General features: G+C 49.5%; 8 protein-coding genes and 1 CRISPR repeat array (1 of these 9 only partly in view). All 8 genes read left to right on the top strand.

From position 1 onward, the window contains the following. The first annotated feature begins 47 nt into the window (after nucleotides 1–47). The 8 genes from cas3 (at nucleotide 48) to cas2e (ending at nucleotide 9,030) form a co-directional block, all read left to right on the top strand. On the top strand, nucleotides 48–2,699 hold the full coding sequence (gene cas3, locus PHT49_03690; GenBank protein MDD5450977.1) for a CRISPR-associated helicase Cas3': 2,652 nt from the start codon (nucleotides 48–50) through the stop codon (nucleotides 2,697–2,699). Nucleotides 2,700–2,727: 28 nt separating this feature from the next. Further along, complete coding sequence (gene casA, locus PHT49_03685; protein MDD5450976.1) at nucleotides 2,728–4,305, top strand: type I-E CRISPR-associated protein Cse1/CasA; 1,578 nt, start codon at nucleotides 2,728–2,730, stop codon at nucleotides 4,303–4,305. Further along, nucleotides 4,280–4,780 carry a type I-E CRISPR-associated protein Cse2/CasB gene (casB, locus tag PHT49_03680; protein MDD5450975.1) on the top strand — a complete coding sequence of 167 codons (501 nt, stop codon included), beginning with the start codon at nucleotides 4,280–4,282 and terminating at the stop codon, nucleotides 4,778–4,780. The genes casA and casB overlap by 26 nt, the downstream gene beginning before the upstream one ends. Before the next feature lie 17 nt (nucleotides 4,781–4,797). After that, complete coding sequence (cas7e, locus tag PHT49_03675) at nucleotides 4,798–6,066, top strand: type I-E CRISPR-associated protein Cas7/Cse4/CasC (protein MDD5450974.1); 1,269 nt, start codon at nucleotides 4,798–4,800, stop codon at nucleotides 6,064–6,066. Nucleotides 6,067–6,074: 8 nt separating this feature from the next. Next, the gene (cas5e, locus tag PHT49_03670; protein ID MDD5450973.1) at nucleotides 6,075–6,854 is read left to right on the top strand and encodes a type I-E CRISPR-associated protein Cas5/CasD; all 780 of its coding nucleotides are present in this window, start codon (nucleotides 6,075–6,077) and stop codon (nucleotides 6,852–6,854) included. Next, on the top strand, nucleotides 6,851–7,531 hold the full coding sequence (gene cas6e, locus PHT49_03665) for a type I-E CRISPR-associated protein Cas6/Cse3/CasE (GenBank protein ID MDD5450972.1): 681 nt from the start codon (nucleotides 6,851–6,853) through the stop codon (nucleotides 7,529–7,531). The genes cas5e and cas6e overlap by 4 nt, the downstream gene beginning before the upstream one ends. 289 nt (nucleotides 7,532–7,820) lie before the next feature. Then, nucleotides 7,821–8,744 (top strand): type I-E CRISPR-associated endonuclease Cas1e, encoded by a 924-nt coding sequence (gene cas1e / locus PHT49_03660; GenBank protein ID MDD5450971.1) that lies wholly within the window; start codon nucleotides 7,821–7,823, stop codon nucleotides 8,742–8,744. After that, nucleotides 8,725–9,030, top strand: a complete 306-nt coding sequence (cas2e, locus tag PHT49_03655) for a type I-E CRISPR-associated endoribonuclease Cas2e (protein ID MDD5450970.1) — start codon at nucleotides 8,725–8,727, stop codon at nucleotides 9,028–9,030. Before cas1e ends, cas2e begins: the two co-directional genes overlap by 20 nt. Before the next feature lie 73 nt (nucleotides 9,031–9,103). Further along, a CRISPR array of direct repeats spans nucleotides 9,104–13,002; the repeat unit is 29 nt; unit sequence GTGTTCCCCACAGGCGTGGGGATGAACCG; it runs 34 nt beyond the window's last position.

The raw sequence follows: 13,002 nt of genomic DNA, 5'->3' as shown, positions 1-13,002 counted from the left end.
AAATCTACTACGACATAATTTGACGGGTGATATATCTTACGAGCAGTATGAAAGAAGCGGAACTCAAAAGCTACTATCGGTATTGGGGGAAGGCTGACCCGAACTATCCTAGCGAGCCGAAATGGCATCCGCTGGTGTACCATTGTCTGGATGTTGCGGCGGTGGCGCGAACTTATCTCAAAATGCATAGCAATCTCTTGTCTTCGTTAAGCGCTATTTTGCGAGCAACCCCTGATGACATTCTTGATGTCGTTTCATTTTTTGCATCTTTTCATGATATAGGAAAACTAAGCGTGCCCTTTCAAGAGTCCATATCCATACAAAAGCCCTGTGATGATAACCGGGAGGGGGAAAGATCATTTATCGGACACGTGTTGCCGGGGTGGCGTATCTGGAACGAACTGCCTTCGATGCAGCAGCTTCGTGACAAAATTGACTTGAGCTACAGGTTTGATGCTTGGTGTTTTGCATCTCTTGCCCATCATGGTCATCCGCCTCGGCAGGATGGAACTTCTGTCATGTTACGACAATGTTTCCCACCTGATAGATGTGACGAGCTAGAGCTATTAATCGACGATCTTGCAAAAATCTTCCTAAACGGCCAAATGCCTGTCATAGGGAGTGAAGTAAAGGCCGACTATAATCACGCATCATGGATCATAGCTGGGCTTATAATAATATCCGACTGGATAGGCTCAAATCCTACTTGGTTTCGATATGCAGATCTACCAACCAACAGTAAGCCCGTTGATACGTTGAAGATGTACTGGGAGAAAAAAGCTCTGCCAAATGCTAAAAAAGCCCTCAGTGAATGCGGATTGAAACCCATTGGAGTATCTTCGAAAACAGGCATGAGACGCCTTTTCCCAACTATTAAACAGCCTACAGAATTGCAAACACTGGCACAAACAGTTGAAATCGATGCCACGCCGACTCTTTTTATTATTGAAGATGCTACGGGGACAGGTAAAACCGAGGCCGCGATTGTGATAGCGCATCGTCTGATGATGGCTGGACGAGGAGATGGAATATATTTCGCCCTTCCTACCATGGCGACGTCAAATAGAATGTATGAGCGAATACGCAAAGTTTACCGAAAATTTTATAGAGGCGGTAGGCCCAGTATTGTGCTTGCTCATAGTGCGGGAGCGACAGCACTTGCTTTGGAACGTTATATTGCCACCGGACAAGACCATGAGGAGGATTCGGTTACCGAATGCAGTGCATGGATAGCCGATAGTCGTAAAAAAGCACTTCTGGCGCATGTGGGGGTAGGGACGATAGACCAAGCCCTTATGGGTGCGCTCAGAGTCAAACACCAGTCTATGAGGCTCCTTGGGCTTTCGAGAAAAGTTCTTGTGATCGATGAGATACATGCGTGTGAACCTTACGTTCTGGAGATACTTCAGGAGTTGCTGGCTTACCACGCTGCACAAGGGGGGAGCGCAATACTTCTATCGGCGACGATTCCCACAGGGCTGCGAATGAAACTTGTAAATGCCTTTGCAAAGGGAAGAGGTAATGATGTTGTAACCTTAAAAGAGGGTTCGTTTCCTCTTATCACGCAGTATGATGAAAATATAAAGCCACCGTTGCCAATTCCATTGCCAAACGATGCTGAAATGGACAAACGGCCTTCTTACCGGCCAGTCAAAGTTATAACGATTCACAGTCTCGATCAAGCCATACAAGTTATCAAGCAGTCTGTATCAAATGGCAAATGTGTTTGTTGGGTTCGAAATACAGTAATTGATGCCTATGAAGCCTATGAGAAATGTCTTGAGTTTAAGCCCATCCTATTTCATGCCAGATTCACCCTCGGGGACCGGCTACGGATTGGGATGGAAGTGGAAACTTTGTTCGGAATCAAAACATCAACTAAAAAGCGGAGAGGGAAGCTTGTGATTGCAACACAAGTCATTGAACAGTCACTTGACGTTGATTTTGATGTTATGATTACAGACCTTTCTCCCATCGATTCAGTTATTCAGCGTTCGGGCAGACTCCATCGCCATCGTATCAGAGATGAGCGCATTCTCTATGTTCTTATGCCCGATCCTGATAAGGTTGACAGACGTGACTGGTACTCATTCATGTTCCCGAGGACTGCCCACTATGTCTATCGTCACTGGGGGCAACTGTGGTTAACCGCACGCTGGCTTGTGGATCATGGAAGCTTTCGGATGCCATTTGATGCTCGTGAAATGATCGAGTTTGTTTATAGAGGTGATACTGAAATACCGAAACCGCTGTTATCATCGGAAACCCGGAGCATCGGCGACGATGCCGCAGATGCGCAAATGGGAAGGTTGAAAGCCCTTGACTTCGATGAGGGCTATTCGCCGGAAGGATGGAAAACATGGCTTGATGATGAGAGCGCACCGACAAGACTTGGCGCACCTACATCTACCGTTGTTCTGTGCAAAAGGGATAAAAGCGGGAAAATTTGTCCTTTGCATAACATTGGAAAGCACGGATGGGATGCGTCCAGCCTTACGATAAGGAGCGCCCTTATCTACGAGGAAAATTCCGCCGAGAAGGAAGAGATTGCAGCTACCAAGACTGTAAGGAAAAAACGAGTGTTTGTTGTTCTGTCGCAAAACGGAGAGTGGTGGGTCGGCCGGGCAGTAAATAAGAAGGAGAAAGTGGTCAAAATCGAGTATAGTCATAGCAAAGGATTGCAGGTTACCGAACAATGAAATTGAGCCAGGCTTTGTGGAGGTATATGTGAATATCCTTTTGAGTGATTGGTTGCCGGTTTATCTGAAGGACGGGCGGAGAGTGAAGATTGCGCCGTATGAGTTAGCGAAGAACCCCCGGAGCAACCCGGCGGTCTCCCTTGCTTTTAACCGCCCGGACCTTGATGCAACCGTTGTAGAAATGCTTATCGGGATGCTACAAACATTCTATTGCCCGGATGAGCGTGTCAAAGGTATGGACTGGTCGTATGTTTACAATAATCCTGATTCTGATAAACTGCATGCTGCCTTTGAACCCTTTGCGCCATATTTCAATCTGCTTGGTGACGGTATCAGATTTATGCAAGATCGTTCAATTCGTGATGAAACAAATGAGAAAGAACTCGATCCTGGCGAACTTCTCATCGATATTGACGCTAACCGGTCTCATTTCAGAAAACAACGAATGGAATCCCTCTGTCTTTCATGTATGACCGCTGTGCTTTACACGTTGCAAGTAAGAGCCTATTCCGGGGGAAGCGGTCACAGACAAAATATACGCGCTGCCAATGCATTTACAACTATTGTGAAGGGGGAAACATTGTGGGAAACTTGTTGGCTCAACGTTATGGGGAAGAGTACAGTCGAAAAGTATGGAAACGCCAAGAAAAGCATGCCTGAAGATATATTCCCTTGGGCTCTAACATCAACGGAGCGGGTCGAATTAAAATCAGAAGATGTGTCACTTCTCCATTGCTACTGGCAAATGCCTCGGAGGGTTTTTCTAAAGAGCACTAATAAGGGTAACTGTATGCTTTGTCATGGCGAGGACACATGTGTGACAAAGGTAGTTTCAAGCCCAAGAGGTGTGCACTATTACGGTATCGATTCAAAGGGCAGAAAACAGACCGGCGAGAATTGGTTTCATCCATTGTCACCAGTAAAGATAAATGATGAGAAACCATTTTACAAGTTATTTGACCACAGCGAATATGGTGCGCGCTACAAGCATTGGCTTGCATTGACGCGGGCAGAACCTGCACCCTGCATAATTGCTGCGAAGCAAAGAAATAAAGCAGAAAAACTATGGGCGTTCGGATATGTTTGTAGCTCAAAAATGGCTCTTTTTTGGGACGATGGAGAGTTTTCTATTATTTCTCTCCCCACTGGAGATAAATTAGCAGAAAAAGATGCAGAGCATGTGGTACATCAATTGGTGGACATAGCTACGAAGGCTGCAGAACATTTGCAAAAGTACGCAGGTAAGGCGATAGCATTGATTGCTAAAGGCGAGAAAGGGAGAAAGGTGAAGTTGCCCGTAATTGATAAAGAGCCGTTTTCTACTCGCTTCTGGCAGGTTTCAGAGCAAGATTTCTATTTGCATGTAAAAAGATTGCTGGATGTTGTCTCTGGCGATATAAGCCTGGAAGAAGTATTGCTGAGTTGGAGCAAACAAGTAAAATTCCATGCCATCAATGTATTCGATTCGTTCGCTGAGTTTGATGCCTTTAATTCAGGAACGATGAGTATTGTCGCAGAGCATAGAGCTATTCTAATAAAATCATTAAGTAATCTCTATAAGACGAGGAAGGAGGACAAAAGTGGAAAGAATAAGATTCCACGGTGACGAGAAGGCTTGTGATATTCTTATGGCATGGCGCAAAGAATTGGCGAAGCACACAGCGGCCCGGGCCGAGCTTAGGCGAGCGCAAACGCCTTTGGATGTTGCACAAGTTGGGTTTTACCATGTCCTAATTCGCAGGCTCAGAAAAGCAGGTTACGGTTTAAATTCATATAACTCAGATAAAGTGGCGGTTGCGGCTGCCCTTGTTGCGCGGATCAGGTATCACAACGGTAATAACTTCTTTGCGGCACAAATGGCAAAAGAAAAATTTAAGGGCACGCCTTTCATATCGAAAATGCGATTGAAGCGTATCCTCGCCGCAGAAGAGCATGAGGACGTAATAAGGGAACTTTCTTCGGCCATTCGGATAATGGGAGACCGTGCAAACATTACTGATCTAGCGGATGCTGTTGTCAATTGGAATGACTGGACACGGCGTGATTGGCTTTATAGATATCATGGTAATACAGACATTTAAGAAAAGGAGAAAACAATATGAAACTAGAAAAACAAAATACGTTTCTGCAGCTTCACATTCTTACGGCCTATCCACCGTCGAACTTGAATCGTGATGAGTCAGGGATGCCGAAAACTGCGAAATTTGGCAGTGTCAATCGTGGAAGAATATCGTCACAGTGCAATAAATACTGGTATCGAAATGGTGATGTATTTGGAAGTCTAGTAAAGGGTCTGCACACGAGGAAATATGTTTCCGCAATATTTGCGCCATGCTTGGAGGAACATGAAGTTCCAGAAGCGGAAATTAGGCTTTGGTCTACGGATGTATTTAAGATGCTTGGCGGCAAGGTAGACGAAGACGCATCCGATCCAAAAAGCGAGAATCTCGATGAAACGGAGCCAGAAATAGACGATGGCAAATGGGCTAAATTTTCGCACAACCAGGTGATTGTTATCAAGGCTGGTGAAGTCAAAGCGCTTGAGAAAATTGCTGCGGACATCGCCACCTATGTGAAAAAGAAAGAGCATCCTGCTTATATCGACGAAATCGAGAAATTGCGCAAGGATGTAGCATCAAAAAAAGAAAAGGAAGAAAAAGCTGACAAGGGCAACAAGAAAAGACAAAGCCAAGCCCAAAAAAATCCTGTTGCAGATAAGTTGGCTGAACAAATGGAGATCTACGCAAAGGATTATGCTCCTTCCATTGATATTTCACTTTTCGGTCGTATGTCGGCATCACGCCCTGATTGGAATGTGGAAGCAGCATGTCAGGTTGCCCATAGTTTCACAGTGCATCCTATTGTCAATGAAGTCGATTATTTTACGGCTGTTGACGACATTAACAAAAGAGGCGCAGCGCTTGTTAGTTCCGCTGGTTTCAATTCCGGCGTTTATTATCTGTACGTATGCCTCGACACGAAAACGCTTTTAGAAAATTTGAAGGACCGTAAACTTGCAAAAGATGTTGTAGATGCCCTTGTTTACTCTTTGGTCTCTGTTTCACCAGGGGGAAAGCAAAATTCACACGCATCACGGGCTCTTGCATCTTTTGTACTTGCCGAAAAAGGGCCGATTCAACCCCGTTCTCTTGCCGCGGCATTCCTGAAACCGATCCGAAGTGAGGATGTCGTTAATGATTCGATAGAAGCACTAAAAAAGGTTAAGACCGATTTCGATTCAGCTTACTCATTCGCCAAACCCGATGAGAAAACAGGTGAATACATTTTCGATATTCACAAACGAGTCGGTTCATGTGAAAAACTGGCTGAATTTTGCCGCGACCTTCCCGAATTGAATAAAGAGTGAGGTGAACAATGGAATTCTTAGCCTTCAGACTATTCGGCCCGATGGCATCTTGGGGTGATACAACCCTTACGAGGCGGCGGCCAACTCTCCATGCCCCTACAAAATCAGCAATCGCCGGTCTCATTGGAGCTGCGCTTGGCCTGAGAAGAAGTGAACCGGAAGGCTTCTGGAGTGAATTTGCCACATCATTCGGCATGGCTATTAAAGTTGATCATGCGGCAGAACAACCCCTCGGTGATTATCATACAGTGTTCACTTATAAGCAAAATGAGGAGTCGTTGTGTGCCACACGCCATGAGGAAATAAAACGAATAAGGCAAGCGCTTAAGGAGAAAAAAGACGACTGGAAAAACTCCCTTATCTTAACGAGTCGCTATTACCTTCTTGATTTTCTCGCTACAGTCGTTATCTGGCGAAAAAATGAAAGCTTCCCGACATTTCAAACAGTCACAGAAAAGTTGACATGCCCAAGGTTTCCGCTATATCTCGGGAGAAAATCTTGCCCTGTAGGATTGCCGCTCGAACCTCAGACAGTGCCATGCAATACGCTCTCGGAAGCTTTTCTCACTGCCGAGACGCGATTTAAGCAATTTGACAGCATCAAACCATTACAGGACCGAAAAGAGTCTGTTGTTTATTGGGAAGAAGGTATTTCACTAGGAAACCCTCTTGCAGGTATGCCGATCATGACGAGAACGCATAATGACTTGCCAGTGTCGCGAACATCGTGGACTTTTTCATCGCGCATGGTCAAATATGCTGCATGGCCAAAGGAGGCGTTGCCATGATCTTTAGCAGAATTATGCTTAAAGATGGCATTAATCCAGTAGAACGTGTATGGTCTCACGTAAGCACCGAGGATTATGCCCTTCATCAAACTGTCTGGGATTTATTAGCAACTAACGGAGGTGGACGAGATTTTCTATTTCGTACGGAAAAGATCAGGGGAAATCCGGTTATCTATACAGTATCGCACAAACGACCATTTGCCCCTGATAATTCACCATGGTATGTGGATGCTAAGCCATATAATCCGGCGATTGTAAATGGCGAACGACTCATATTTTCTGTACGAGTCTCAGCTTGCAAAAAAAGATACGAAGAAAACGGAAAACTAAAAAAGACAGACATCGTGATTGCAAAAAAGAAGAAATTGCGCGATGAACGGGCCCCGATTGAAATGCCTTCAAATCAGGAAATAGCACATATGGCAGCTTCGGAATGGATGAAACGTCAAGGCGAACATAATGGGTTTGAATTAATTGACTTCCAAGTGACCCAGCATGAGTGGCATGAGTTCAGGAAGACAAATAAAGCTGGCACATTTGATATCGCTTTTTCCTCGCTGGATTTAGATGGAACACTTCTTGTGACGTCGCCTGAAGGCTTCAAGAAAGTTTTATTTCAAGGGATAGGTTCTGCCAAAGCCTTCGGCTGCGGTCTCATGCTGGTGAGGCGGGTGTGAGCGTTCGGGCTCGTGCGGATGGGAAGTGAAGTCGTGACAATTTGTCACGGGTAGCGACGATGGGTTGGGAAGGGGGTACAAATTGTACCCCCCTTGGAGGTTCAGTCGTCGACAGGATGTCGACAACTCTTGGCAACGAGCTGTTGCAAAAGATGCAACAGTTCATATGTCAACAACGCAGCTAATTATTTTTGCATCGCACCAGTTGTCCGAAAATTCCGGACAACTGCCGCTGGCACGGCGGTCGTATGAAGCGCGACAGGGAAAAAACCGGAAAAAGGATTGCGCCATGACCGAACCCATCCTCCCTCCCCTCAAACCTGTCCCTATGAAGGACCGCGTCTCGGTCCTGTTCGTGGAGAAGGGAAATCTCGACGTGTTGGACGGGGCGTTTGTGGTGGTGGACAAAAACGGGGTACGCACGCATGTCCCTGTGGGCGGAGTGGCGTGTCTCATGTTGGAACCGGGAACGCGTGTCTCCCATGCCGCTGTTACCCTGGCTTCACGGGTCGGGTGCCTCCTCGTCTGGATCGGCGACGGCGGGGTGCGGCTCTATGCCTCCGGACAGCCGGGAGGCGCGAGAGCAGACCGGCTTCTCTACCAGGCAAAGGTGGCGCTGGATGACGATGCGCGTCTGAAAGTTGTCCGCAAGATGTACGCCATGCGATTTAAAGAAGCCCCGCCGGAGCGGCGGAGCGTTGAACAGTTACGTGGCATCGAAGGGGTAAGGGTACGTAAGATGTACGAGCTTCTGGCCCGCCAATACAGAGTGGAATGGAAAAGCCGTAACTATGACTACACCCAATGGGAGAGCGGGGACGTCCCCAATCGCTGCCTCAGTTCTGCCACGGCCTGCCTTTACGGAATCTGCGAGGCCGCTATCCTGGCCGCAGGATACGCCCCCGCCGTCGGCTTTATTCATACGGGCAAACCGCAGTCGTTTGTCTATGACATTGGGGACATCTTCAAATTTGAAACCGTTGTGCCGGTTGCTTTCCGCATTGCAGCCAGAAAGCCTTACGATCCTGAACGGGAAGTCCGTCTGGCATGCAGGGACGCCTTTCGTCAGACCAGGTTGCTTCACCGCATTATCCCGACGATAGAAGAGGTGTTGGCGGCAGGCGGACTGTCAATGCCAAAGCCGCCTGAAGAATCCATAGCGCCGGCAATCCCCAACAAGGAAGGTATAGGCGATGCTGGTCATCGTGGTTGAAAATGCGCCGCCCCGTCTGCGGGGCCGATTAGCAATATGGCTTCTGGAAGTCAGAGCAGGCGTCTATGTGGGGAAGGTGTCAAGGCGGGTGCGAGAAATGATTTGGGATACTATTGGAAAAGGAATTGAAGACGGCAATGCAGTCATGGTCTGGAGCACGAATACCGAATCCGGTTTTGACTTTTTGACCCTGGGCCAGAACCGCCGGATTCCTGTAGAAATGGACGGCATTAAACTTGTTTCCTTTCTGCCGGAGAATGATGACCAAGGCATAGTTGAAACATGATTTTTAGCGCTATTTTTTCGGTAGAATTTTGCTCTTTGAAAATTAAATAGGAAATCAATGGGATAGAAGAAGGGTGTTCCCCACAGGCGTGGGGATGAACCGCAGGGAGGGAGGGCTTCATGAGGGCCTCCGAGGTGTTCCCCACAGGCGTGGGGATGAACCGCTCATACGGCACGCTGGTAGTGACCGAGACCAGTGTTCCCCACAGGCGTGGGGATGAACCGTTCAAAAGACGACATGCCCTTGGTGTTGATTGGTGTTCCCCACAGGCGTGGGGATGAACCGTTAGAGGACGGCATTACAACCCTGGACACCGGGTGTTCCCCACAGGCGTGGGGATGAACCGGTAAAGTGGAACATGCCCACGCAGGAAATGGAGTGTTCCCCACAGGCGTGGGGATGAACCGGTCTCTTAACAACGGCCTTAGCGAGCCAGCAAGTGTTCCCCACAGGCGTGGGGATGAACCGACGGATACATAGCGTTTACCAACATCGACGAGGTGTTCCCCACAGGCGTGGGGATGAACCGTGACCGAGTCCACGGCCTCTCTCGGACTAAAAGTGTTCCCCACAGGCGTGGGGATGAACCGTATGAAACCAAAGCAGTTAGGGCATAACACTTGTGTTCCCCACAGGCGTGGGGATGAACCGGGGCTTTCTTTCAGTCAGCATAAATCTGAGACGTGTTCCCCACAGGCGTGGGGATGAACCGGCAGCTTGAGCGGCGTTAAGAGAAACACCGTCGTGTTCCCCACAGGCGTGGGGATGAACCGCCGTTCAACCCGTTTGAACGTTTAAATTACGTGTGTTCCCCACAGGCGTGGGGATGAACCGACTACCATCCTCCTTACGCACGAGATCACTACGTGTTCCCCACAGGCGTGGGGATGAACCGATGGCCAACCTGGTCCGTACATTCGGGTGGACGTGTTCCCCACAGGCGTGGGGATGAACCGCTGGTCGAGCAGATCATGTTTGCGGCCAAGACGTGTTCCCCACAGGCGTGGGGATGAACCGCCTTTTCTGCATTCCTTTATGTACCCTCATAAGTGTTCCCCACAGGCGTGGGGATGAACCGGTCAATGAGGGCATCGGATCCCTTCGACTCGAGTGTTCCCCACAGGCGTGGGGATGAACCGGTCTAAATGGAGTGCGAACCGATCAGATTCAAGTGTTCCCCACAGGCGTGGGGATGAACCGAATATAAAAGAATGTCTTCCGCGGGAGTAGAAGTGTTCCCCACAGGCGTGGGGATGAACCGACAGTGTGGGTTTGGATGGAGAATTTGGACCTGTGTTCCCCACAGGCGTGGGGATGAACCGTGTATTTCCTGTAAGACAGTGTGGGTTTGGATGTGTTCCCCACAGGCGTGGGGATGAACCGACCCGTGTTTGTTGTGGGTCTGATGTTGTTGAGTGTTCCCCACAGGCGTGGGGATGAACCGTTCTCAAGTTTCAAATCTCAAATATCAAATCTGTGTTCCCCACAGGCGTGGGGATGAACCGTACCTGCATGACATCTTTGGGACGTCTGCGCCGTGTTCCCCACAGGCGTGGGGATGAACCGTCCAGAGTAAAGCGTAGGCTCCCCGCCAGAAAGTGTTCCCCACAGGCGTGGGGATGAACCGGGTGGTATAATGACCGAATACATCACATGCAAGTGTTCCCCACAGGCGTGGGGATGAACCGATGCCGACCTGTGCTCCCACAGGTATTATTGTGTGTTCCCCACAGGCGTGGGGATGAACCGTTGATTTCCACATTATTTCCCCCGGAGATCACGTGTTCCCCACAGGCGTGGGGATGAACCGCCATCTATGACGGCGGCCCTCTGGACATCCTGGTGTTCCCCACAGGCGTGGGGATGAACCGATTTTTTCTCCTCTTATTTTTCCTTTAGAAATGTGTTCCCCACAGGCGTGGGGATGAACCGCATGGAGGCCCCGGCCAGAACCAGACCGCCTGGTGTTCCCCACAGGCGTGGGGATGAACCGGGGATGTAGATTCGGAATTTGATGACGGGCTGGTGTTCCCCACAGGCGTGGGGATGAACCGGCGGATATTACTGCTATGCCACGTTGTCCCGCGTGTTCCCCACAGGCGTGGGGATGAACCGCCATCTATGACGGCGGCCCTCTGGACATCCTGGTGTTCCCCACAGGCGTGGGGATGAACCGCCGGAACCGCTGCCGAAAGCCGGAACCGAAAGGTGTTCCCCACAGGCGTGGGGATGAACCGGTGCTTAAATTCCTGGCCGCCGATTCCGTGGAGTGTTCCCCACAGGCGTGGGGATGAACCGACGTAAGGAGTGACCTCCAGATTCTCGTCCAAGTGTTCCCCACAGGCGTGGGGATGAACCGCATATCAGAGATGAAATGCTCCAACCAAGGGAGTGTTCCCCACAGGCGTGGGGATGAACCGTTTTATTACCTTTTTTACCCCGGCCTCCTCCAGTGTTCCCCACAGGCGTGGGGATGAACCGTAGTTGTAACATAAAAATTATAAAATCCAGCAGTGTTCCCCACAGGCGTGGGGATGAACCGGTCGGCTTTCCTTGAATGATTAATATTTTGAAGTGTTCCCCACAGGCGTGGGGATGAACCGTCTTTCTTAAAACAAAGCGCGCCGGCTATAACGTGTTCCCCACAGGCGTGGGGATGAACCGTAGTATTCATCATCGGCAGTTCTGAATGTTCGGTGTTCCCCACAGGCGTGGGGATGAACCGCGGCAGAAAAAACATCTTCCAAACCAAAATTTGTGTTCCCCACAGGCGTGGGGATGAACCGAGATTGAGGCGTGGAAGGCGGAAGGTGAAAATGTGTTCCCCACAGGCGTGGGGATGAACCGATGCTTTTACTCAGTCATTCCATGAAATTTGTGTGTTCCCCACAGGCGTGGGGATGAACCGGTATGATTATCTTGGAAGACCTCGATACTGCCGTGTTCCCCACAGGCGTGGGGATGAACCTCATTGAATCCACCGACGCCGATTATGAGATACGTGTTCCCCACAGGCGTGGGGATGAACCGCTGGCAAGATTAGAAAATGTAAACTTTGAGGTGTGTTCCCCACAGGCGTGGGGATGAACCGGCGGCCAACGACATATCGGCTGTGGGCGTGATGTGTTCCCCACAGGCGTGGGGATGAACCGGTATGTTTTCCCGCGATGAGCTCATGCTCATGGTGTTCCCCACAGGCGTGGGGATGAACCGTCACAATTGGACTGCCGCAGCTGGCTGGTTTTGTGTTCCCCACAGGCGTGGGGATGAACCGTTCGTCTAGTATTTCGTCGCAGTCAGCACGCAGTGTTCCCCACAGGCGTGGGGATGAACCGGTGATGTATTGAGCTATAACCTCCCTGGCCTTGTGTTCCCCACAGGCGTGGGGATGAACCGGGATAGATACCGAGACTATGTATCTCACGCTAGTGTTCCCCACAGGCGTGGGGATGAACCGGCACACCAGAAAAACTACAACGAGCCAAAATGGTGTTCCCCACAGGCGTGGGGATGAACCGTAATTTTATCACGTGATTATCACGTCCATCATGTGTTCCCCACAGGCGTGGGGATGAACCGTATAGAATCCCTTGGTCAAACACCACAGCGCCGTGTTCCCCACAGGCGTGGGGATGAACCGCCGGTATCTTATATCAGACAACCTCGTGCCTAGTGTTCCCCACAGGCGTGGGGATGAACCGGCAGGGGATCTACCTGCAATAGATTTAAGGGCGTGTTCCCCACAGGCGTGGGGATGAACCGTGAATGGATAATGCCAAAATTGATTTACAACAGTGTTCCCCACAGGCGTGGGGATGAACCGGGCTGGTCCCAGGAACGGTTGACAATGGAGATGTGTTCCCCACAGGCGTGGGGATGAACCGACGTAAGACCTGACCGAAAGGCAGGCAGCCCAGTGTTCCCCACAGGCGTGGGGATGAACCGCTAAAAACCCCGATATTATTGATAACG

It is taken from the genome of Desulfovibrionales bacterium (genome assembly GCA_028715605.1).
Taxonomy (GTDB): Bacteria; Desulfobacterota; QYQD01; order QYQD01; family QYQD01; genus QYQD01.
Note: the sequence above shows the minus strand (reverse complement) of the source record. Positions and strands in the feature narration are given on the sequence as shown.